The organism is Ruegeria sp. H9 (genome assembly GCF_056532915.1).
The window spans coordinates 299,840-322,688 of the sequence record NZ_JBQFNX010000004.1 but is presented as its reverse complement, the minus strand read 5'-3'; the positions used below and the strand labels follow the sequence as shown (position 1 = coordinate 322,688).

Sequence of the window (22,849 nt, the reverse complement as noted above, 5' to 3'; positions counted from 1 at the left end):
CGCGCCCCTTTCAGAAGTAAACATCCGCAGCCGGAATGCTGACCCGGCCCTTGGCGGTGTTTAGGACAAGGCTGCCACCCACGTCTACCGTTTCGAAGGTTCCAACCGTTTCGGACGTGGCTGTACGAGCGGTTATGACTTCGCCCAACCGCGCTGCTCGGGATAGCCAGGCGGTGCGGATAGGTTCGAACCCGTAGGTCATGAACTGGGTCTCATAATGCGCATAGGCTACCGCCAGTTCGGTTAGAAAATCCTCGGGGGTGGTGAGCGCGCCGGTTTCCGAAAGCAGAGAAACAGGTCGCACCGCTCCGGCTTCGACGCGATCAGTGCCCGGTGCCTCGGACAGGTTCACCCCAATACCTATCGCCAGATGTGACACACCCCGGCCCTGCCCCGTGCTTTCTAGCAGGATACCCGCTAGTTTTCCGCCGTTGAGCAGCACGTCATTGGGCCATTTCAGTGCCAAACCTACTGCGCGCCCCGTTACTGCCACACAGGCATCATACAGGGCGAGCGCTGCGACAAAACTTCGAAGGGCCGCCTGTTCCGGATCACCCGGCGGGCGCATCAGCAAAGTCGCTGCCAGATTACCTTTGGGGTTGGCCCAGGCTCGCCCGCGCCGACCACGCGCGGCGGTCTGATGATGTGCCATGATCCAGACCGGACCGGTCGCTGTTGGCGCAAGCCGCACCGCCTCATTCAGAGTACTGTCGACTTCTTTCAGTATATGCAGGCCATATCCCTGCGGCCATTCGCTCATGTCAAAAAGGCCCGGTCGCGCGACCGAGCCTCGGTTGATCGAAACGCGGCAGTATCAGTTGACAAGCGTCGCCGCAGCAGCTGCAGCTGCCCCTTCCACACCGAACTGATAAAATACGCCAATCAACATCAGAGCCGCAGAGCCCATCAGCGCTGCCCACAAAACCGGGGTCGAGCGGATCTCGATCGGGTCTTCATTCTCCGCCCCGAAATACATGTAGAACACGATCCGCAGATAGTAGAACGCACCGATGACCGAGGCGATGGCCGAGACGATCACCAGCCCGAACAGGTCGGCATCGATACCCGCTTGCCAGACGCCGAACTTGGCGAAGAAGCCCAGCATCGGTGGCACGCCCGCCAGACTGAACATCAGGATCAGGACCGCCAGAGCTTTACCCGGATCGCGCTTCGAGAACTGACGTAGCGCATCAATATCAGTGACCGGTTTGCCATCACGCTCCATCATCAGGATGAATGCGAAGGTTCCGATATTCATCGTCACATAGATGGCCAGATACATTAGCATTGCCTTGATGCCCATCTCGGTCCCGGCGGCCAGTCCGATCAGAGCATATCCCATATGGGCAATCGACGAAAACGCCATCAGCCGCTTGATGTCCCGCTGCCCGATGGCCGCAACCGCGCCCAGCAGCATCGACAGGACCGAAAGCAGCACGATCACTTGCTGCCAATCCTTGATCACGCCTCCGAATGCGTCATGCATCAGGCGCGCGAACAAGGCCATCGCAGCCACTTTCGGAGCAGTGGCGAAGAACGCGGTAATCGGGGTCGGAGACCCTTCATACACATCCGGCGTCCACATGTGGAACGGCACGGCCGAGACCTTGAAGGCCAGACCCGAGATCATGAACACCAGGCCAAACAGGAGGCCAATCGAGACATCTCCATGATGCACCGTTTGGATGATGCCCGAAAACAGCGTGGTGCCAGTGAAGCCGTAAACCAACGACGCACCATAGAGCAGCAAACCAGAACTTAACGCGCCCAGCACGAAGTATTTCAGACCGGCTTCGGTGGATTTGGCACTGTCGCGCCGCAAGGCGGCCACGACGTAAAGCGACAGCGACTGTAGCTCAAGCCCCATATAAAGCGACATCAGATCGCCTGCGCTAACCATCATCATCATGCCGACAGCCGCAAGTGCGACCAGCAAAGGATATTCAAAGCGCAGCAGATCGCGGCGCGCCATATATTCCTGGCTCATCAGCAATACCGCAGCGGCGGACAGCAGAATCGCAACCTTTGCAAATCGAGCAAAGCCGTCATCCACAAACATGCCGTTGAAGGCCACGTTGGTACCTTCGCCATTCATCGCAATCCAGATTGCCAACACCGCCATCAGACCTGAAGTGGCCCAGACCAGCATGGGAGCCAGAGCATCCTTGGTGGTGTAGACAGCCCCGATCAGCGCCGCCATCGCATAAATTGCCAGAACAATTTCCGGCAGGATGATTGTCAGATCAGCCTGGATCATGTCTCCAAAGCCCCCTTAATGCGAAGCGGCTGTCTGGGTTGCGGCTTCAGCCGCGGCCAGAGCCGTGTCATAGTTCGAGATTAGCGCTGCGGTGGATTGCCCGATCACATCGGTCACCAGCGAGGGATAAACCCCAAGCAAAATAGTCATCACGATCAACGGCGCGAAGATCAGCCGCTCGCGCGAGCTCATGTCTGTGATGGCCTTGAGGCTTTCCTTGATCAGATCTCCAAAGACTACCCGGCGATAGAGCCATAGCGCATAGCCCGCCGAGAAGATCACACCGGTTGCAGCCACAGCCGTCACCCAGGTGTTGACCTGGAATGCGCCCATCAGGGTCAGGAATTCCCCGATGAAGCCTGATGTACCAGGCAAGCCAACATTGGCCATGGTGAACAGCATGAAGACCAGAGCGTAAGCCGGCATCCGGATGACCAAACCGCCATACGCCTCGATATCGCGGGTGTGCATCCGGTCATAGATCACGCCAACACACAGGAAGAGCGCTGCGGAAATGAACCCATGACTGAGCATCTGGAAGATCGCGCCATCAATGCCCTGCTGGTTCGCTGCAAAGATACCCATGGTCACAAAGCCCATATGCGCGACCGAGGAATAGGCGATCAGCTTCTTCATATCCTCCTGCACCAGCGCGACCAGAGAGGTGTAGACAACGGCAATCGCCGACATCCACAGCACCACATCGGTCATCACCGCAGACCCCACCGGGAACATCGGCAGGCTGAAGCGCAGGAAGCCATAGCCGCCCATCTTCAACAGGATCGCCGCCAGCACGACCGAACCTGCCGTCGGCGCCTGAACGTGCGCATCCGGCAGCCAGGTATGCACCGGCCACATCGGCATCTTCACCGCGAACGACGCGAAGAAGGCCAGGAACATCACCGTCTGCATGCCGCCGACGATATAGATGCCCAGCACGCTGAACCCATCCGACGAGAACTGATGGCTCATTAGCGCCTCGATATCCGTGGTGCCCGCATCCGCATACATCGCAACCATCGCCACCAGCATCAGCACCGAGCCGAGGAAGGTATAGAGGAAGAACTTGAAGCTGGCATAGATGCGATCCTTGCCGCCCCAGATGCCGATGATCAGGAACATCGGGATCAGGCCGGCCTCAAAGAACAGGTAGAACAGCACCAGATCCAGCGCCATGAACACGCCCAGCATCAGCGTTTCCAGCAACAGGAATGCGATCATGTATTCCTTGACGCGGTCGGTGACGTTCCAGCTGGCCAGAATGGTCAGCGGCATGATGAAGGTGGTCAGCAGCACGAACAGAACGCTGATCCCGTCGACGCCCATCTTGTATTTCAGGCCCAGCAGCCATTCCCCCTCTTCCACCATCTGGAAGCCGGTGTTCGAGGGGTCAAAGCCCGTGTAGATGCCGATTGAGACCAGAAACGTCACGCTTGTCGCAACCAGGGCCACCCATTTGGCGTTCCGCTGGGCGGCTGCGTCCTCACCATGCAGGAACAGGGCCAGAATGCCTGCTGCGATGGCGGGGATGAAGGTGACAATAGATAGGATATTGTCCATTAGTTCGCGCCTCCGCCGATCGACATCCAGGTGACAAGGGCGGCGATCCCCAAGACCATCCAGAAGGCGTAAGTAAAGATGTAACCGGTCTGAGCCTTCCCTGCGAGGCGGGTGAAGAAGGGCACCACGCCCATCGAAACCCCGTTCAGGAAGCCATCAATCGTGTTGCCGTCACCGCGTTTCCACAGGAACCGACCCAGCGCAACGGTAGGTTTGACAAAGATCGCGTCGTAGATCTCGTCAAAGTACCACTTGTTCTTGAGAAACAGGTACAGCGGCCGCTGGTTCGCCGCCAGACGTGCGGGCAGCGACGTGTTCACGATGTAGAACCAATAGGCGACGACAAAACCCAGCAGCATGGCAACAAAAGGCGATACTTTGACCCATTTCGGAGCCTCATGCGCATCGTTCAGGACATTATTGTCAGGTGCCATATACAGCGCGCCTTCGCCCGGCTCACCGCCAAAGCTGGCATGCTTTTTGTCCGCCTTGTAGTCACCCTCGCCTTTATCAGCCTTCGCGTCGAATTGGTCGTCATCTGCCTTGGCCTCACCATGAGATGCGTCTGCGGCAACTTCGCCATGACCGCCGGTCTCTTCCGCCAGCGGAATACCGTAGAACTTGGCCACTTTATCGGTGTAGCCGAAGAACTGGTTGTACCACAGCATCCCCGAGAATACCGCGCCCAGAGACAGTACCCCCAACGGGACCAGCATGACCATCGGACTTTCATGCGCGTGCTCATGCGTATGCTTGTCGCCACGCGGCTCGCCATAGAAGGTCAGGAATATCAGACGCCAGCTGTAGAATGAGGTGAACACCGCTGCGATTACCAACATCCAGAAGGCATAACCTGTGCCACCTACAAAGGCGCTTTCGATGATGGCATCCTTCGACAGGAACCCGGCGAATCCAAACGTGGTCAGCGGGATGCCCACACCGGTAATGGCCAGCGTGCCGATCATCATCGCCCAGAACGTATAGGGGATTTTCTTCCGCAGACCGCCGTACTCGGTCATCTCTTGCTCATGATGCATCGCATGGATCACTGAACCGGCACCAAGGAACAGCAGCGCCTTGAAGAATGCGTGCGTCAGCAGATGGAACATCGCGGCTGAGTACATGCCAACGCCGGCGGCGACAAACATGTAACCCAATTGCGAACAGGTCGAATACGCAATGACCCGCTTGATATCGGTCTGCACCAAGCCCACGGTTGCTGCGAAAAACGCAGTCGAAGCGCCAAGGAAGGCTATGAACCCGGTGGCCCCCGGTGCGAACTCCATCAGCGGCGACATACGGCAGACCAGGAACACACCTGCGGTAACCATGGTCGCAGCGTGGATCAGCGCGGACACAGGGGTCGGACCTTCCATCGCATCCGGCAGCCAGGTGTGTAGTATCAACTGGGCCGATTTACCCATCGCGCCGATGAAAAGCAGAACACAGATCACCTCAATCGCAGTCCACTCACCCCAGAGGAAGCTCAGTTTTTCCTCCGCCAATGCCGGGGCCGACGCGAATATGTCTGAGAAATTGATGCTGTCGGTCAGGAAGAACAGCGCGAAGATCCCCAGCGCAAAGCCGAAATCGCCCACTCGGTTCACGATGAACGCTTTCATCGCTGCTGCATTGGCGCTGGGCTTGCGATAATAGAACCCGATCAGCAGATACGAGGCAACACCCACGCCTTCCCAGCCAAAGAACATCTGAACCAGATTGTCCGCCGTCACCAGCATCAGCATCGCGAAGGTGAAGAACGACAGATAGGCAAAGAAACGCGGCTTATAGCTTTCGCCTTCACGCCATTGCGGGTCGTGATCCATGTAGCCGAATGAATACAAGTGAACCAGCGCCGAAACGGTCGTCACCACGATCAGCATGATCGCCGTCAGACGGTCCAGACGAATGGCCCAGCTTGTCGACAGCGAACCACTTTCGATCCAGCGCATGATCTCGATCTGCTGGGTGTGGCCATCAAATGAAAGGAAGACGATCCAGCTGAGCAGGCAGGCCAGAAACAGCAGGCCCGTGGCAGTCCACATGGCGGCTTTCTCACCAATGAAGCGCCAGCCAAAACCGCAGATCAACGCACCCACGAGCGGGGCAAAGAGGATGGTGGTTTCCATATTCTCTTACCCCTTCATCATATTGACGTCTTCAACCGCGATGGTGCCACGGTTGCGGAAGAAGCAGACCAGAATGGCAAGACCAATCGCCGCCTCAGCCGCCGCAACTGTCAACACGAACAGCGTAAAGACCTGCCCGACCAGATCGCCGAGGAAACTAGAGAACGCCACGAGGTTGATATTCACCGCCAGCAGCATCAACTCGATGCTCATCAGCAGGATGATGACGTTCTTGCGGTTCAGAAAGAGACCGAAGATGCCGATGACGAATAGCGTCGCCGCGACCGTAAGATAGTGTTCAAGTCCGATCATCGTCTCAAAGTCCCTGCCCCGGTTTCACGTCCTTCAACTCCATCGCTTTGGCCGGGTCGCGCATCATCTGGCCGATGATGTCCTGACGCTTGATGTCCTGACGGTGGCGCAGTGTCAGCACAATGGCACCGATCATGGCCACCAGCAGGATCAGGCCCGCCAGTTGGAACAGAAGGAAGTATTGATCGTATAGAATGACGCCGAGCGCCTCAGTGTTGTGGCGGTCGCTCGGTACCGGCTGCGCCAGATTGGCGGCGGCACCCTGCGCGCTGTCCCATGCTCCGATGGCCATGACGAACTGCATCAGGATCACCAATCCGATCAACAGCGCCAGCGGCATGTAGCGCGCCATCTCGGCCTTCAGCTCGGCAAAGTCCACATCCAGCATCATCACCACGAAGAGGAACAGAACCGCAACCGCGCCGACATAAACGATAATCAGCAGCATCGCCACGAACTCGGCCCCCAGCAGCACGAACAGGCCCGCAGAGGACAGAAAGGACAGGATCAGCCACAGCACCGAATGCACCGGCTGGCGGCTGATCACCGTGAACAGCCCGCCGGTGATGGCGCTGATGGCAAACAGATAGAAGGCAAAGACGGTCATTGATCCTCATCCTCGTTATCACCCATGACCTCTTGCGCCAGATCCAGCGCACGGGTCATGGCCGGGATGCCGGCAAAGACCGACATCTGACCGATCGTTTCCACGATCTCTTGTTTCTTCGCGCCAGCTTCCAGCGCGTGGCGCACGGTCTGACGCACCGCCGAGTCTGCCTGAGCGCCCTGACAGGTCAGCCCGGCCAGCGTCAGCAGCAGGCGCGTTTTGGCATCCAGCCCGTCCTTGTTGACGGTATTGCCAAACATCATCTCCATGATCTCTTTGGGCATGGTCGGCCACAACGCCTCAAACCCTTTGGGCGAGAAATTCTCCATCGCCGGGTTCATCGCCTTTGCCATGTCCTGAGCTTGCTTCATCATCAGCTCGAACGGATTTGTCGGACTGTCACTCATCTGTACGGCGCGTCCATTTCCAGATTGCGAGCGATTTCGGCTTCCCAGCGTTCGCCATTATCCAGCAGTTTCTGCTTGTCGTAGAACAACTCTTCCCGGGTTTCGGTGGCGAATTCGAAATTCGGGCCCTCGACGATGGCATCAACCGGACATGCCTCCTGGCAGAAACCGCAATAGATGCATTTGGTCATGTCAATGTCATAGCGCGTGGTGCGGCGGCTTCCGTCTTCGCGCGGCTCGGCATCGATGGTGATGGCTTGTGCAGGACAGATCGCTTCGCACAGTTTGCAGGCGATGCAGCGTTCCTCACCGTTCGGATAACGGCGCAGGGCATGTTCACCCCGGAACCGCGGGGACAAGGGCCCCTTTTCATGCGGGTAGTTCACGGTGGCTTTTGGGGCGAAGAAATACTTCAAGCCCAATTTCATTCCGACCCAGAAGTCCTGCAGCAGGAAATACTTGGCGGCGCGGGTGTAGTCGATTTGAGTCATATCAGCCTCCTACGCTCCAACGGGCAAACGCGCCCCAGAACCAGTCGAATTTCGCCGCGAAGGCCACGAAGACGACCCAGACGAGGCTGAACGGCAAGAACACTTTCCAACCCAGGCGCATCAACTGGTCATAGCGGTAGCGGGGTGTGATCGCCTTGACCATCGCGAAGATGAAGAAGAAGAACGCCATCTTGGCAACCATCCACAATACGCCGTCAGGCAGGCCTGGGATCGGGGACAGCCAGCCGCCAAAGAACAGCAGCGTGGTCAGAGCACACATCAGGAAGATGGCGATGTATTCACCAGCCATGAAAAGCAGGAAAGGCGTGGCCGAGTATTCGACCTGATAGCCTGCAACCAGTTCCGATTCCGCCTCGGGCAGATCGAAGGGTGGACGGTTGGTTTCAGCCAATGCCGAGATGAAAAACAGGAACACCATCGGGAAATGCGGCAGCCAGTACCAGCTGAAGAACCCGAACGAGCCATCCTGTGCGCGGACGATATCACCAAAGTTCATCGAACCGGTCGAGATGATGATGCCGATGATGATCAGACCGATGGATACCTCGTATGAAATCATCTGCGCGGCAGAGCGCAGCGACCCAAGGAATGGATACTTTGAGTTCGACGCCCAACCACCCATAATCACGCCATAAACCTCAAGCGATGAGACTGCGAAGACATAGAGGATGGCGACGTTGATGTCCGACAGGACCCAGCCATCGTTGAACGGGATCACCGCCCAGGCGATCATCGCGAGGACAAAACTGGTCAATGGTGCGAGGATAAACACCGTACGGTCGGCACCTGCGGGAATGACGACCTCTTTCACCACATATTTCAGTGCGTCCGCCACCGATTGCAGCAGGCCGTATACGCCGACAACGTTGGGGCCGCGACGCATCTGGACGGCGGCCCAGATCTTGCGGTCGCCGTAAACGAGGAACAACAGCGAGATCATCACGAACGCAACAACAGCAAGCACTTGCGCCAGAATGATGATGGCTATTCCGCCTGGGGTGTTAAAGAAGTCAGCCATTGGTCCTCACACCGTGGGTATTTTGGTTTCCGCGTGCGATGCAAAGGCCAGATGCCTGCGCAATCTGCGGCTGGGTCGGCGCGTTGGTGTAAACAGCATCTGCCGTCTGTACGCCACCCTTAATCTTCAATTTCACACGCAAATCCGGCGCGGCTATCTGCCACCCGGGCACCGCGTACGTCTGCGATATGAAACGTTTCTGGTTCATTCAGCCGCAATCTTCTCAGTCTTGCGGGTCTGCGCCTGTGCCGATAGTTCGGCCATCAATTGCGAGGCGCGGGCAATCGGGTTGGTCAGGTAGAAATCCTTGATTGCATTGCGGAAGCTGGCTTCTCCCAATTTTCCGGCTTGTAGCGCCGCTGCTTCATTCTCAATCACCTCATCAATGCGCGCCAGATGCGGAACAGATTCGAGCAAGGAGGTGCGCAACTGAGCCAATGTATCGTAGGGCAGAGTAGCCCCCAGCTCGGCAGACAACGCCCTTAGGATTGCCCAGTTTTCCTTGGCCTCTCCCGGTGCAAAGCCTGCGCGCACGGCGAGTTGAGGACGCCCTTCGGTGTTCACGAACAGACCGTTTTCTTCTGTGTAAGCCGCCCCCGGCAGGATCACATCTGCGCGGTGCGCGCCACGATCGCCGTGACTGCCCTGATAGATCACAAAAGCACCCTCGCCGATCTCGACTTCGTCAGCACCGAGGTTATAGATCACATCGGCCGCGTTGACCGCCTCCATGCCACTTTCGTTGGTCGCATCCACATCCATCGCACCTACGCGCGATGCCGCGGTGTGCAGAACGATCAGCCCACTTTCGGTATTGCTTGCAATGGCTTGCGCGGCGGCCAGAACGGCAGAGCCATCGGCCTCCTGTAGCGCGCCCTGCCCGACGATGACAAGAGAGCGCTTGCTCTTGATCTCATCATCACCACCCATATCAACGATGGTCTGCAGCGCGGCACGGTCGCTGCCTACATGGTGATACTCATAGGTCAGATCGACGGCAGGCCCGACCAAGGCCACCTCGGCGCCGTGTGCCCAGGCCTTACGGATACGAGCATTCAAAACCGGAGCCTCGTCACGCGGGTTGGTCCCGATCAACAGGATACGTTCAGCTGCATCAATATCTTCGATTGCCGCGGTCCCGGCATAGGCTGCTCGGTTACCCGCAGGCAGTTTGGCGCCGTCGGTGCGGCACTCAACGATACCGCCTTGCCCTTCGATCATCTGTTTCAGCGCATAGATGGCCTCAACCGAAGCCAGATCACCTACGATCCCAGCCGGTTTCTCGGCCCCCTTAAGAACCTCAGCAGCTTTGTTCAGTGCTTCTGGCCATGTGGCAGGACGCAGCTTGCCGTTTTCGCGCACATAAGGCCTGTCCAGTCGCTGACGCCGTAAGCCGTCCCAGACAAAGCGGGTCTTGTCGCTGATCCATTCCTCGTTCACACCGTCATGGTTGCGCGGCAGAAAGCGCATCACTTCACGCCCTTTGGTATCTACACGGATGCTTGAGCCCAAAGCGTCCATCACGTCGATACTCTCGGTTTTGGTCAGTTCCCAAGGGCGAGCGGTGAATGCATATGGCTTCGAGGTCAACGCCCCTACCGGGCACAGATCGATGATGTTGCCCTGCAGGTTCGAATCCAGCGTCTGGTTCAGGTACGAGGTGATCTCGGCATCTTCGCCGCGTCCGGTCTGACCCATCTGGGTGATCCCGGCGACCTCTGTGGTGAAGCGCACGCAACGAGTACAACTGATGCAGCGAGTCATCGCGGTGCCAACCAGCGGACCAAGGTCCAGATCATCCACGGCACGCTTGGCTTCTTTGAAGCGCGTCCCTGACAGACCATAGGCCATGGCCTGATCCTGCAGGTCACACTCACCGCCCTGATCGCAGATCGGGCAATCCAGCGGGTGGTTGATCAGCAGAAACTCCATCACCCCTTCGCGGGCCTTCTTGACCATGGGCGAGTTCGTCTTGACCACCGGTGCCTGCCCTTCCGGACCCGGACGCAGATCGCGCACCTGCATCGCGCAGGAGGCCGCCGGTTTCGGCGGGCCGCCCACGACCTCGACCAGACACATCCGGCAGTTCCCGGCAATCGACAGACGCTCGTGATAGCAAAAGCGCGGCACCTCGACCCCGGCCTGCTCGCAGGCCTGGATCAGTGTCATCGCGCCATCGACTTCGATTTCCTGCCCGTCGATATTGACTTTGCGGAGGTCAGACATCGCTAGTTCGCCCTCAAATACACGCCTATGGCGCTGTTTCTTTCAATCTCTTTCCGCCCTAACGTGCAGAAAGAATTGGGATTTTCATAAGACACGCCGTTTTGGATCAGATACGCCTCACCCTTGGCGCGCATCCTGTCTTTTTCGGCATCCGAGTCCACATAGGCGCGGATTTCCTTGTCCGAATATCCCAATTTGTTCGCCTTGGACCGCAGATCCCACATCACCCCAATCGCCTTAAGTCGACGCCCGCTGATCGACGGACAGTACTCCGAAATCTCATTTGCGATCGCGATGTAGTAGAGTTCGTTGTCGATCTCTTTGACATCCCTCAAGGGTGGTTTGGCTTCGGCCATTACAGGCATCGAAATCGCGCAAATCGCGGCCAGAAGTCGTACAACGGTCATGACATTTCCTTTCGTCTTGGGATTCCCAAGACGGCGGTCAGCCGGGCTGCTATGCAATAACAGCCCATGGGTTTTGCCGTGATATGCGATACGGTGGCTCATGGTCGCTGACAGCTTCCGGCATATGTCAGCTTATCGTTTTCGATCCGTAGATTTTGCGGCTCGGTCTCCGGCCCAACCTTCCATACAATTCTGGACGATCCAAAATTCTGAATGCAGAATTTTGTCGCCTCATAGCGGCCCGCTTCGCGTGCGCCTTCCAATGACTGCGAAACGCCATTCACAGTCACAGTGAAATCGGTAGGTGTCGTCTTCTTATCCACGTGTTTAGCGTTGGCGTTGAAGAAAATGCCGTCAAACGCCACGCGGGTCGCCCTCGATTTCGCTGTACCGCAGGCAGATACAAGTAAGCTTCCCACCAATACCATTGTCATTACAAATACGCGCTTCGCCATCATGACCACTCCTGTTTCGTGGCTGGCGCTTGTGGCATCCGCTGATGCGCAGGAGAAAGCGTATGAATCAACATCCCGTTCACTCCGCCGCGACCTGTACGCAACGATTGTCGCGCCACTTGCTGGCCTGTTTCAATTCTGCCCACCCAAAGGCATGCTCGCTGGGACCTTCCGAGCGCAGCTTTTCCAGACGATCCAGCGCTTCGGCCAAACTGGGGCAACGCCCTTCCCGCACCCACCACATGACAAAATGTTGTTCGCCAAGGATTTCGAACCACTCTTGCCGACGCTCGTAGAACTGTTTGTGGATAGTCCCCCAAACAAATTTCTCAAGGCTGGCGACGTCTTCCCAAACCGTCAGGTTCGCGACGAATTGCGGATCATCCCCGATGCTGTTTTCGGTGTTGCCTGTTCCCGGTTCTCCGGACCCTTCCATCATCCAGACAAAGCCGGACATCCGCTTGCCAAGCCCGTTGACGCGATCCAGGTTGGCCATGAATTCAGCCACGCGCGGATCGTCTGTTGGCGCCAACAAACGGCCGACATTCAACTCGGCCAGATGATATCCTTCGGGCTGGATCAAAACGCGGCCACCAAAGCAATAAGGCCAAGAATGAACATGCAGGCCCATCCAACCACATAAGCAACAGACCGGACCCCGCTATGCGGCTTGCCGATCCCGCGCAGGTGAATCACCAACATAACAACCCGCGCCAGCAGCGCTATTGAGGCCAGCAGGTTCACCCAGAACGGGCTGGCCCCCAACAGGATCGCCGCGACTGTAACAGTCAAAAAGGCAGGCAGAGTTTCAGTGCCGTTCAGATAAGCGCGGTTCAAACGATAGGCCCTGTCCGAATAATCCTGATCCGGAGTGGCCCCCGGTGCCAGCCCCTTGCCCGCTTTTGCAAGCGCCGAGAACGGCGACATGAACAGAACGATTAGGGTAAAGATCACCAAAGCGGCGATCGCGTGGGAATATTCGGCATAGACTTCCATCGATTTTACTCCGCTGCCATCGCACCCATGCGGCCCGATTTCTGGGCCTTGATGCGGTCCTCTATTTCTTCTCGGAAATTGCGGATCAGACCTTGGATCGGCCAGGCCGCCGCATCGCCAAGGGCGCAGATCGTGTGGCCTTCAACCTGTTTGGTGACGTCAAACAGCATGTCGATCTCTTCCAGTTCGGCTTCACCGCGTACAAGACGATCCATCACGCGCATCATCCAACCAGTGCCTTCACGACATGGCGTACACTGGCCGCAACTTTCGTGCTTGTAGAACTTCGACAACCGCCAGATTGCCTTGATGATGTCGGTGGACCTGTCCATCACGATGACTGCTGCCGTGCCCAGACCCGAGCCCAATTCTCCGCGCAGATAATCGAAATCCATGATGGCATCGCGCATGTTTTCACCACGCACGCATGGCACCGAAGACCCGCCGGGTATTACCGCCAGCAGATTGTCCCAGCCGCCACGAATGCCGCCGCAATGGGTTTCAATCAGCTCTTCGAAGGAAATCGACATCGCTTCTTCAACGACGCAGGGATTGTTCACGTGACCTGAGATCGCAAACAGCTTGGTGCCCGCGTTGTTCTGACGGCCAAAGCCTGCGAACCAGTCGGCACCACGCCGCAGAATCGTGGGCACAACGGCAATCGATTCCACATTGTTCACCGTGGTCGGGCAGCCATAAAGACCCGCACCCGCCGGAAACGGAGGCTTCATGCGCGGCATACCCTTCTTGCCCTCAAGGCTTTCGATCAGAGCAGTTTCCTCGCCGCAGATATAAGCCCCAGCGCCGTGATGCAGGAACAGGTCGAAATCCCAGCCGGAACCAGCAGCATTCTTCCCGAGCAGACCCGCGTCATAGGCTTCGTCAATCGCGGCCTGCAGAGCCTCACGCTCGCGGATGTATTCGCCGCGCAGGTAGATGTAGCAAGTATTCGCGTTCATTGCGAAAGACGCGATCAGGCACCCCTCGATCAGCGTGTGCGGATCATGACGCATAATCTCGCGGTCTTTGCACGTCCCGGGTTCGGATTCATCCGCGTTCACCACCAGATAAGCCGGGCGACCATCGCTTTCCTTGGGCATGAAAGACCATTTCAGACCGGTCGGGAAACCCGCACCACCACGGCCGCGCAGACCTGAATCCTTCATCGTCTGGATGATCCAGTCACGGCCCTTTTCAATCAGGCCAGCGGTGCCGTCCCAATGCCCCCGGGCCTGCGCGCCTTTCAAAGTGCGCTCGTGCATCCCGTAGATGTTGGTAAAGATCCTGTCCTGATCCTTCAGCATCGCTCAGTTACCTTTGGCTGTCCTGACGCATGCGCCAGAGTTGAAAAATGTTGACGCCCGCATAGATGAAACCTGCCAGAGCGGCAAAATCAAACAGCAGCGCATAGCGTGCGGTCAAGCCCAGCGCCGGGCCGATGAACAAATTCATGGCCAGCCAAATCACCATCGTCACGGCGATGACGATGCCGATATGTCGGCCCTTGCGGGCTATGGCCAGTTCCTTGTCTTTATCCATATCGTCCTGATGCCCCGAACGGGCACCCATCTAGTCCTCGTAAGTGCCGTCTTCCTTGGCACGTTTGGCGAACTCGGTCTTTTCACCTGAAGCCAATTTCGCGGCTTGTTCGATCCACCCGTCCCGCTCGATCCGGCCTTTGAATTTCAGCCGTGCATCCACCCAGGCCACTTGCTCGGGTGTCCAGGCAGCGATCTGGTTATAGTGGTAAAAGCCCAACTCGTTCAGAGTCTCTTCCAGCTTCGGACCTACGCCCTTCAGCATCTTCAGATCATCGGGCTTGCCATCGCGCGCACTGCTCAGCGTTTCCGGCTGATCCTCTTTCGCTGCTTTCGCCTCAGCGGCTTGTTTCACCGCTGGCTTCGCCGAAGCCGGCGCTTTGGGCGGCTTCGGCGCGGCATTTGAAGCAGCAGCCTTGCCATCCTTGCCCAGCCACGGCGTCAGGATCGGAACTTCGGTTCCGTCGATGCGCTTGACCGTATCGCCCAGATCGCTCGCAAGCTGAACACTTGCGTTATACTGCGTTCTGCCGCTGTCATACTCCGTCAGGCTGGTCAGCCCCTTCAGAGGTTCCGCCGCATAGCGCCCGTTCTGAGGACCCGGAGTCGGCACTTTGCCCGCCACCAGATCATCGAGAATCTTGCCAAAGCTCTCGGACGTCAGATCTTCGTAGTAATCCTTACCGATCTGCGCCATCGGGGCGTTGGTGCAAGATCCGAGGCATTCCACCTCTTCCCAGCTCAGCTTGCCATCAGCAGACAGTTCATGCGGCTTTGCAGCGATCTTTTCCTTGCAAACCGCAATCAGGTCCTCGGCCCCGCAAATCATGCAGGACGTAGTGCCACAGACCTGAATATGCGCAACCGAACCAACCGGCTGCAGTTGGAACATGAAGTAGAACGAGGCAACCTCAAGAACGCGGATATAGGCCATACCAAGCATGTCGGCGACGGATTCGATCGCCGGACGGCTCAGCCATCCCTCCTGCTCCTGCGCGCGCCACAGCAGCGGGATGACCGCACTGGCCTGACGCCCCTCGGGATATTTGGTTATTTGCGCTTCGGCCCATTTCTGGTTAGCAGCGGTGAAGGCGAAGCTTTCGGGTTGTTCGGCGTGAAGACGGCGGAGCATTAGCGGTCAATCTCTCCAAATACGACGTCCATGGTGCCGATAATCGCGGCGACGTCGGCCAGTTGGTGGCCTCCGGCGACGTGGTCCATGGCTTGCAAGTGCAGGAACCCCGGCGCGCGGAGTTTGGCGCGGTAGGGTTTGTTAGTGCCGTCGGCGACTAGATAAACGCCAAACTCGCCCTTGGGAGCTTCGACGGCGGCGTAGACTTCGCCCGCGGGGACGTGGAAGCCTTCGGTATAAAGCTTGAAGTGATGGATCAGGCTCTCCATCGAGGTCTTCATGTCCGACCGTTTCGGCGGGGTGATCTTTCCGCGCGCCAGAACGTCTCCGGGGCAATCGCGGATTTTGGCGATAGCCTGGCGGATGATCAGCAGCGACTGGCGCATCTCTTCCATGCGCACCAGATAGCGGTCATAGCAGTCGCCGTTCTTTCCGACGGGAATCTGGAATTCGAACTCGTCATAGCATTCATAAGGCTGCGCACGACGCAGGTCCCATGCGAGGCCAGACCCGCGCACCATCACGCCCGAGAAGCCGTATTTCTGAATGTCATCCTCGGTCACGACACCAATATCGGCGTTGCGCTGTTTGAAGATGCGGTTTTCGGTCAACAGGCCGTCAATGTCATCGAGAACGGCGGGAAACTCGTGGCTCCAAGCCTCGATATCGTCCAGCAGTTCCGGCGGCAGGTCCTGATGCACGCCTCCGGGGCGGAAATAGGCGGCGTGCAGGCGGGCACCACAGGCACGCTCGTAGAACACCATCAGCTTTTCACGCTCTTCAAAACCCCACAGAGGCGGGGTCAGCGCGCCAACGTCCATGGCCTGAGTAGTCACGTTCAGCAGGTGGTTAAGAATACGCCCGATCTCGGAATACAAAACGCGGATTAGCGAGCCGCGACGCGGCACTTCAACACCGGTCAGTTTTTCGATGGCCAGACACCAGGCATGTTCCTGGTTCATCGGTGCCACGTAATCAAGACGGTCGAAATACGGCAGATTCTGCAGATACGTCCGGCTTTCCATCAGCTTTTCGGTACCACGGTGCAATAGGCCGATATGCGGGTCGCAACGTTCGACGATCTCGCCGTCCAGCTCAAGCACAAGTCGCAGAACTCCGTGCGCCGCAGGGTGTTGCGGGCCGAAGTTAATGTTGAAGTTGCGGATCTTCTGTTCTCCGCTCAGCGCGTCCGTGCTGCCGTCATCGTATCTTGAGCCGTCCATCAACGCCCTCGTTTCTTCTTCGCTTCGGCCCGTACCCGGACCTTTTCCGCCTCCGCTGCCTTGGCAGCGGCCCCAGCCAGCAGAACCCCAAGCGCCCCCAACGCAATCAGTTCCCCCAGACCCATCAGCGGCGCTCCATCTCTTGCAGTTTCATGGCCATGATCCAAATCAGGATCAGCGTTCCAATCGGGATGACGCAGGCTACGACCCAGTATTTCTCGATCCCGAAATGCGGTAGCAGCTTCAGCATCGGGATAATCGTGGCAACCGTGACGGCAATCCAGATCAGGAACTCCATGACTTACGACTCCTGTTTTTCATCCCCCGGAAGAATGTAGTTCGCACCTTCCCACGGGGACATGAAATCAAATTGACGGTATTCCTGAACCAATGAGACCGGTTCGTAGACCACGCGCTTTTGCGCTTCGTCATAGCGGACTTCAGTATAGCCAGTGGTCGGGAAATCCTTGCGCAGCGGATAGCCGCGGAAACCATAATCCGTAAGGATGCGTCGCAAGTCTGGATGACCCGAGAACAGGATGCCGAACATGTCGAACACCTCGCGCTCGAACCAATTGGCAGAGGGGTGCACGTCCACGATTGAAGGCACCATGTCATCTTCTCGGATCGAGACTCGCAAGCGAATGCGCTGGTTCTGATACATTGACAGGAAGTGGTAGACCACATCGAACCGTTTGGCCCGTTCGGGGTAGTCGACGCCGGTGATGTCAACCAGGGTCGAGAACTGGCAGGTCCGGTCACTTTTGAGAAACTCAATGAATTCCACCAGATTCGAAGGAGCCACATCGACGTTCAGCTCGCCATGGGTCACATCCCAGGCCAGAACGCAATCTGCACGTTTCAGCTCCAACTGAGCGCCGAGTTCTTTGAGTGCTTCGCTCATCTGCCCTCTCCCTTAGCGTACAATCGTGCCGGTGCGGCGGATTTTGCGTTGCAACTGCATCAATCCATACAACAACGCCTCAGCGGTTGGAGGGCAGCCGGGCACGTAGATGTCCACCGGAACAACCCGGTCACAGCCACGAACGACCGAATAGGAATAGTGATAGTACCCACCACCATTCGCGCAGGACCCCATCGAGATCACATAGCGCGGCTCGGGCATCTGGTCATAAACCTTGCGCAGCGCCGGAGCCATCTTGTTGGTCAGCGTTCCAGCGACGATCATCACATCAGACTGGCGCGGAGACGCACGAGGCGCGATGCCGAACCGTTCCGCGTCATACCGTGGCATCGAGGTGTGCATCATCTCTACCGCGCAGCAGGCCAGACCAAAGGTCATCCAGTGCAGGGATCCGGTCCGCGCCCAGTTGATGATGTCCTCGGTCGAGGTCAGCAGAAATCCCTTGTCCTGCAGTTCTGCGTTCAGGGCCTGGGTGGCGACTTCCTTGTCGACGCCGGCGGTGTTTGCGCCCGTCATCACTCCCATTCCAGGGCCCCTTTCTTCCATTCATAGGCAAAGCCGATGGTCAGCACCGCCAGGAACACCATCATCGACCAGAACCCAACATCGCTGATGTCTTTGAAGCCAACGGCCCAGGGGAACAGGAAGGCGATTTCCAGATCAAAGATGATGAAGAGAATCGCGACCAGATAGAATCGGACATCAAACTTCATCCGCGCATCGTCGAATGCGTTGAAGCCACATTCATAGGCGCTGACCTTTTCGGGGTCGGGATTGCGGACAGCCAGGACCACAGCAGCCAGAATCAGTACGATTCCAAGGCCTACGGCAACGGCCAGAAACACCAGAATCGGGAGGTACTCCCGCAGCAGGTCTTCCACGTATAGCTCCTTTCCTGCGCAAGTCCCGAAAGGGTGCGCCGTCAATTGGCGATTTGACTGGACATTCTCTATCCCTGTGGGGTCAGAGGGTCAACCGAACAGAAACGCGCAGGTCGGCATTGTTACAATCATCCAGCGGGCTATTGCGGAGAACACTTCTGGAACAAAGTGATCGGCTAAACCTAACTAATCCATGCAGGTTTTCGTTTGTCGAAAAAGGCGCCGATTCCCTCTTGCGCCTCATCAGTTTCCCAACGCGCGACAAGCTGTCGAATGGTGTGGTCAATCACCGCGTCATCAATTCGCGGCCCAAGTGACTGGATCAGCTGCTTGGCCGAAGACACTGCACCGGGTGCACAGGACAGATAGGGAAGCACCTCGGCTTCAACCGCCTCGGCCAACGTTTCAGCGGGCACTGCGCGGGCCAGCAGGCCCAGTTCGACCGCTTCCGCCGCTTCGAACAGGCGGGCAGACATAAAGACGCGCCGCGACCGTGCTTCGCCCATTCGGGCAATGACATAGGGTCCAATCGTCGCCGGGATCAGGCCAAGCCGCGTCTCGGTCAGACCCATCTTCAGGCTTTCCACACCGATCGCCACATCGCAGACCGAGGCCATCCCGACACCTCCACCAAACGCGTTTCCCTGCAACGCGCCGATCAAGGGTTTGGGCAGCGTATTTAAGGCATTCAGCATCTCAGCCAGCTTGCGCGCTTCGGCAAAACGCGTCTCGGGATCGGCAGCCATCTGCACCTGCATCCAACCCAGATCTCCCCCGGCGCAAAAGCTCTTGCCCGCGGCGGCCAGAACCACCACCCGCACCGCATCATCATTTGCCAATTGCCCAGCGGCCTGGGTTAGCTCTGCAATCATCTGCGCCGACAGTGCGTTGTGCTTCTCGGGTCGATCCAGCGTCAGAGTAGCCACGCCACGCGCGTCTGTGTTCAGCGTAATGGTCTCGAACATATCTTATTCCGCCCGCATTGCCCGCGCCATGCGCGCCGCCTGTTCCAGAACCGGCACATCCAGACCGGTCTCATATCCCAACCGTTCCAGATGTGCGGTCACGGCTTCGGTTGCGACATTACCGGCCGCACCCGGCGCATAAGGGCAACCACCCAGCCCGCCCACGGCGGTATCAAATACCCGCACACCCAAGGCAAGCGAAGCGTCTATGTTGTCGATTGCCCGCCCGTTGGTATCATGAAAATGTCCTGCAAGCCGGGTAACCGGCACTCGTTCGCGCACGGCCAGCAGCATATGAGCAATCTTGTCCGGCGTTCCCTGCCCAATTGTGTCCCCCAGCGAAATCTCATAGCAGCCATGGGCAAACAGCGCGTCCGCCACCTCGGCCACCTTCTCGGGTGGGGTCGGGCCGTCATAGGGACAGTCGGTCACGCACGAGACATAGCCCCGGACGGGCAGATCAATATGTCGTGCCGCTTCAAGAATGGGCACAAACCGTTCGATGGATTCGGCAATCGTCGCGTTTATGTTCGCTTTCGAGAATCCCTCGGACGCCGAAGCAAACACCGCGATCTCATCTGCCTTGGCTGCCAACGCGTCCTCATACCCGCGCATATTCGGCGTCAGCGCAGCGTACCGCACGCCTTCGGTCCGTGTGATTCCAGCCATAACTTCACCGCTGCCCGCCATTTGCGGGACCCATTTCGGTGAGACAAAACTGGCAACTTCGATCCGGTTGAAACCGGCCCGGCTGAGGCAATCGACCAAGGCGACCTTCTCGGCCACCGGGATCTCGCGCTGTTCGTTCTGCAGGCCGTCGCGTGGCCCGACCTCGAATATTTCGACCCGTTCTTTCATCAGCGCATCCCTTCCCGGTTTCTTATCGTTTCAATTGCGGATGGCCCGACTTTGCCACGCAATCCACGGGCCGAACAGATCAATCCTCGGCCAACCGAACCAACGCCGCACCTGCCTCGACCTGTGCCCCCGCTTCGGCCAGCACTTCTGCAACCACACCATCGCGGGCGGCTAATAGAGAATGCTCCATCTTCATGGCTTCCAGAATGGCCAGCCGGTCGCCCTCTTTCACCTCCTGCCCCGCCGAGGCGAAGACGGCCTTGACCAGCCCGGGCATCGGCGCCTCGATCACGTTGGTGTCACCTGCAGCACTGGCATCGCGGTCCAGAGGGTCAATGACCTCAAATACCTGCCCATAGTCGTCGAATACAGTGACCTGTGACCCGGCCATGACAACATTGGGCATGGGTGTCCCATCGATGGTCCAGCCAGCGCCACGCCGCCGCGCAACAAGCTGCGCACCTTCGATCTCCCAAATCTGCCGATCCGGGCCTTCGACCTGGACATCCAGATCAACAACCTCTCCGTCCCGCAGTAACTGCACAGCGCGATGTAACGGTGCCCATAGCGTAAAGCCCGTTTCAGAGACCGTCTCGGCCAGACCCAACGCCGTCATCGCCGCAGCCACTGCCGAAGCGTTGCTTACGCCAGCTTCCTGCACCAGATCATCAAGATCCCGCCCGATCAGCCCGGTATCCACGTCGCCCGACGCAAACCCGCTGTGCCGCGTCAGAGCACCAAGGAAGGCGAGATTTGTGACAGTCCCGGCGACCTCGGTCTGGCGCAAGGTCCGGTGGAGATTTTCCAAAGCGACCGCGCGTGTCGGGCCATGCACCACGACCTTGGCGATCATAGGGTCGTACCATGGGCTGATCGTATCCCCGGCGCGCACGCCACTGTCGGCACGGCAGCCTTCCGGGAACTGTAGATGAGTCAGCGTACCCGTCGCGGGCAGGAAGCCCTTGGGTACATCTTCGGCATAAAGCCTCGCCTCAAAGGAATGCCCGCGGATCGACAAATCGCCCTGCCGCTTCGGCAGGCTTTCACCCGCTGCTACGCGCAACTGCCATTCGACCAGATCGACGCCGGTAATGGCCTCGGTCACCGGGTGCTCGACTTGCAGGCGCGTGTTCATCTCCATAAACCAGAACCGATCCGGGCGTAGCCCGTCCGAGGCATCGACGATGAACTCAACCGTCCCTGCGCCCTTGTATCCAATCGCCTCAGCCGCACGCACGCCCGCCTGCCCCATCGCCTCACGCATCTCGGCAGTCATTCCAGGGGCTGGGGCCTCTTCGATCACTTTCTGATGTCGCCGCTGCAACGAGCAGTCGCGTTCAAACAGATGCACCGCATGGGTGCCATCGCCGAACACCTGCACCTCGATATGGCGGGGCTTGGCGACGAATTTCTCGACAAGTACAGCATCGTTACCGAACGCCGTCTTTGCCTCACCGCGCGCGCTGTCCAATGCAGCCGAGAACTCCTCGGGCGCCTCGACCAGCCGCATCCCCTTGCCACCACCACCTGCAACGGCCTTGATCAAAACGGGATACCCGATGGTATCTGCCGCGCCAGCCAGATGTTCAGGGTCCTGATTGTCGCCATGATAGCCGGGGACGACGGGAACTCCTGCGTCCTCCATCAATACCTTGGCTGCATCCTTAAGGCCCATCTTGCGGATCGCGTCCGCCGATGGCCCGATGAAGGTCAGACCTGCAGCCTCGACTGCATCCACAAAATCCGGGTTTTCGGACAAGAACCCATAACCAGGATGGATCGCCTGCGCTCCTGTATCCAGCGCCGCCTGAATGATCACATCACCCTTCAGATAGCTTTCGGCTGGGGCCGCGCCACCAATATGCACCGCTTCATCCGCCATCTGCGCATGCTTGGCCGATGCATCAGCATCCGAATACACAGCCACACAAGATACGCCCATCTTCTGAGCAGTTTCCATGACTCGGCAGGCGATCTCGCCGCGGTTGGCAATCAGGATTTTGTTAAACATAGCTTACCCCTTAACCGCCAGATCTTCGACAAGGCGGAAGCGTTCGCACAGCAATTCCATCTCGGGATCGAACCCGCCATTGCGTTCGAAATACCGGCGATGATCCTCGCGCCATCCCTCAAGCGTTTCATTCTCACCCTCGGCCAACGCAAAGTCTTCGGTCACATCGCAATATCGGCAGGTCGAGACCTCGACCGTTTCGATCACCAAAGCGGGGCGATCATCCCATTCCAGCGCAATATCCTGACGCCCAACGACCGGGGTATCAGCACTGCCTTCTGGGTAGTCTCGCAAAGCACCACATGTCGCCGTTTTTCGGCCTAATCTTACCAACGCCAGCAGCTCGGCGCTTAGCGATGCGCTGTCTCCAAACTTGAAGGTCTGCGCGCCCGGGTAGCGGGCCATTACTTCATTCAATGAAACGCTCATC

The 22,849-nt window shown here is 58.0% G+C and carries 27 protein-coding genes; all 27 read right to left on the bottom strand.

Annotation, left to right across the window (positions count from 1 at the left end; all coding sequences use genetic code 11):
- Positions 1–10: 10 nt before the first annotated feature.
- On the bottom strand, positions 11–760 hold the full coding sequence (locus ACR0CZ_RS17575) for a biotin--[acetyl-CoA-carboxylase] ligase (protein ID WP_170397030.1): 750 nt from the start codon (positions 758–760) through the stop codon (positions 11–13).
- A 54-nt stretch (positions 761–814) separates the two neighbouring features.
- Complete coding sequence (nuoN, locus tag ACR0CZ_RS17570) at positions 815–2,257, bottom strand: NADH-quinone oxidoreductase subunit NuoN (RefSeq protein WP_170397032.1); 1,443 nt, start codon at positions 2,255–2,257, stop codon at positions 815–817.
- Between the two features lie 15 nt (positions 2,258–2,272).
- Complete coding sequence (locus ACR0CZ_RS17565; RefSeq protein ID WP_170397034.1) at positions 2,273–3,817, bottom strand: NADH-quinone oxidoreductase subunit M; 1,545 nt, start codon at positions 3,815–3,817, stop codon at positions 2,273–2,275.
- Entirely contained in the window at positions 3,817–5,946 is a 2,130-nt protein-coding gene (gene nuoL / locus ACR0CZ_RS17560) for an NADH-quinone oxidoreductase subunit L (protein ID WP_170397036.1), read from the bottom strand. Before nuoL ends, ACR0CZ_RS17565 begins: the two co-directional genes overlap by 1 nt.
- Before the next feature lie 6 nt (positions 5,947–5,952).
- Positions 5,953–6,258 carry an NADH-quinone oxidoreductase subunit NuoK gene (gene nuoK / locus ACR0CZ_RS17555; protein WP_005984024.1) on the bottom strand — a complete coding sequence of 102 codons (306 nt, stop codon included), beginning with the start codon at positions 6,256–6,258 and terminating at the stop codon, positions 5,953–5,955.
- A gap of 4 nt (positions 6,259–6,262) precedes the next feature.
- The gene (locus ACR0CZ_RS17550) at positions 6,263–6,865 is read right to left on the bottom strand and encodes an NADH-quinone oxidoreductase subunit J (RefSeq protein WP_170397038.1); all 603 of its coding nucleotides are present in this window, start codon (positions 6,863–6,865) and stop codon (positions 6,263–6,265) included.
- Positions 6,862–7,272 (bottom strand): carboxymuconolactone decarboxylase family protein, encoded by a 411-nt coding sequence (locus ACR0CZ_RS17545; RefSeq protein ID WP_170397040.1) that lies wholly within the window; start codon positions 7,270–7,272, stop codon positions 6,862–6,864. Before ACR0CZ_RS17545 ends, ACR0CZ_RS17550 begins: the two co-directional genes overlap by 4 nt.
- Positions 7,269–7,763: an NADH-quinone oxidoreductase subunit NuoI gene (gene nuoI / locus ACR0CZ_RS17540; RefSeq protein ID WP_170397042.1), complete on the bottom strand. Its 495-nt coding sequence runs from the start codon at positions 7,761–7,763 to the stop codon at positions 7,269–7,271. The genes ACR0CZ_RS17545 and nuoI overlap by 4 nt, the downstream gene beginning before the upstream one ends.
- A gap of 1 nt (position 7,764) precedes the next feature.
- Entirely contained in the window at positions 7,765–8,802 is a 1,038-nt protein-coding gene (gene nuoH / locus ACR0CZ_RS17535) for an NADH-quinone oxidoreductase subunit NuoH (RefSeq protein WP_039534288.1), read from the bottom strand.
- A 204-nt stretch (positions 8,803–9,006) separates the two neighbouring features.
- Positions 9,007–11,028: an NADH-quinone oxidoreductase subunit NuoG gene (gene nuoG, locus ACR0CZ_RS17530; protein ID WP_480537203.1), complete on the bottom strand. Its 2,022-nt coding sequence runs from the start codon at positions 11,026–11,028 to the stop codon at positions 9,007–9,009.
- A gap of 2 nt (positions 11,029–11,030) precedes the next feature.
- Positions 11,031–11,435, bottom strand: coding sequence for a DUF5333 domain-containing protein (locus ACR0CZ_RS17525; protein WP_255612031.1), 405 nt, complete (start codon positions 11,433–11,435; stop codon positions 11,031–11,033).
- A gap of 98 nt (positions 11,436–11,533) precedes the next feature.
- On the bottom strand, positions 11,534–11,890 hold the full coding sequence (locus ACR0CZ_RS17520; protein ID WP_480438780.1) for a hypothetical protein: 357 nt from the start codon (positions 11,888–11,890) through the stop codon (positions 11,534–11,536).
- A 79-nt stretch (positions 11,891–11,969) separates the two neighbouring features.
- Positions 11,970–12,473: a DUF3291 domain-containing protein gene (locus ACR0CZ_RS17515; RefSeq protein ID WP_170397049.1), complete on the bottom strand. Its 504-nt coding sequence runs from the start codon at positions 12,471–12,473 to the stop codon at positions 11,970–11,972.
- On the bottom strand, positions 12,470–12,886 hold the full coding sequence (locus ACR0CZ_RS17510; protein WP_170397051.1) for an MAPEG family protein: 417 nt from the start codon (positions 12,884–12,886) through the stop codon (positions 12,470–12,472). The genes ACR0CZ_RS17515 and ACR0CZ_RS17510 overlap by 4 nt, the downstream gene beginning before the upstream one ends.
- A 5-nt stretch (positions 12,887–12,891) precedes the next feature.
- A complete protein-coding gene (gene nuoF / locus ACR0CZ_RS17505) occupies positions 12,892–14,190 on the bottom strand; it encodes an NADH-quinone oxidoreductase subunit NuoF (protein ID WP_170397053.1) in 1,299 nt (432 codons plus the stop codon).
- A 7-nt stretch (positions 14,191–14,197) separates the two neighbouring features.
- Positions 14,198–14,425: a DUF5337 domain-containing protein gene (locus ACR0CZ_RS17500; RefSeq protein ID WP_170397749.1), complete on the bottom strand. Its 228-nt coding sequence runs from the start codon at positions 14,423–14,425 to the stop codon at positions 14,198–14,200.
- Positions 14,426–14,455: 30 nt separating this feature from the next.
- Complete coding sequence (nuoE, locus tag ACR0CZ_RS17495) at positions 14,456–15,556, bottom strand: NADH-quinone oxidoreductase subunit NuoE (protein WP_170397055.1); 1,101 nt, start codon at positions 15,554–15,556, stop codon at positions 14,456–14,458.
- Positions 15,556–16,779: an NADH-quinone oxidoreductase subunit D gene (locus ACR0CZ_RS17490; protein ID WP_010442773.1), complete on the bottom strand. Its 1,224-nt coding sequence runs from the start codon at positions 16,777–16,779 to the stop codon at positions 15,556–15,558. Before ACR0CZ_RS17490 ends, nuoE begins: the two co-directional genes overlap by 1 nt.
- On the bottom strand, positions 16,779–16,904 hold the full coding sequence (locus ACR0CZ_RS17485) for a hypothetical protein (RefSeq protein WP_010442774.1): 126 nt from the start codon (positions 16,902–16,904) through the stop codon (positions 16,779–16,781). The genes ACR0CZ_RS17490 and ACR0CZ_RS17485 overlap by 1 nt, the downstream gene beginning before the upstream one ends.
- Positions 16,904–17,077, bottom strand: coding sequence for a hypothetical protein (locus ACR0CZ_RS17480; protein WP_170397057.1), 174 nt, complete (start codon positions 17,075–17,077; stop codon positions 16,904–16,906). Before ACR0CZ_RS17480 ends, ACR0CZ_RS17485 begins: the two co-directional genes overlap by 1 nt.
- A gap of 3 nt (positions 17,078–17,080) precedes the next feature.
- Positions 17,081–17,683: an NADH-quinone oxidoreductase subunit C gene (locus ACR0CZ_RS17475; protein WP_170397059.1), complete on the bottom strand. Its 603-nt coding sequence runs from the start codon at positions 17,681–17,683 to the stop codon at positions 17,081–17,083.
- Between the two features lie 12 nt (positions 17,684–17,695).
- Positions 17,696–18,229 carry a NuoB/complex I 20 kDa subunit family protein gene (locus tag ACR0CZ_RS17470; protein ID WP_010442777.1) on the bottom strand — a complete coding sequence of 178 codons (534 nt, stop codon included), beginning with the start codon at positions 18,227–18,229 and terminating at the stop codon, positions 17,696–17,698.
- Complete coding sequence (locus tag ACR0CZ_RS17465; protein ID WP_010442778.1) at positions 18,220–18,585, bottom strand: NADH-quinone oxidoreductase subunit A; 366 nt, start codon at positions 18,583–18,585, stop codon at positions 18,220–18,222. The genes ACR0CZ_RS17470 and ACR0CZ_RS17465 overlap by 10 nt, the downstream gene beginning before the upstream one ends.
- A 182-nt stretch (positions 18,586–18,767) precedes the next feature.
- Positions 18,768–19,550, bottom strand: a complete 783-nt coding sequence (locus ACR0CZ_RS17460; protein WP_170397061.1) for a crotonase/enoyl-CoA hydratase family protein — start codon at positions 19,548–19,550, stop codon at positions 18,768–18,770.
- A gap of 3 nt (positions 19,551–19,553) precedes the next feature.
- Entirely contained in the window at positions 19,554–20,408 is an 855-nt protein-coding gene (locus ACR0CZ_RS17455) for a hydroxymethylglutaryl-CoA lyase (RefSeq protein WP_170397063.1), read from the bottom strand.
- A 79-nt stretch (positions 20,409–20,487) separates the two neighbouring features.
- Positions 20,488–22,419 (bottom strand): acetyl-CoA carboxylase biotin carboxylase subunit, encoded by a 1,932-nt coding sequence (locus tag ACR0CZ_RS17450; RefSeq protein WP_170397065.1) that lies wholly within the window; start codon positions 22,417–22,419, stop codon positions 20,488–20,490.
- A gap of 3 nt (positions 22,420–22,422) precedes the next feature.
- Entirely contained in the window at positions 22,423–22,848 is a 426-nt protein-coding gene (locus ACR0CZ_RS17445; RefSeq protein WP_170465996.1) for an ASCH domain-containing protein, read from the bottom strand.
- Position 22,849 lies beyond the last annotated feature (1 nt).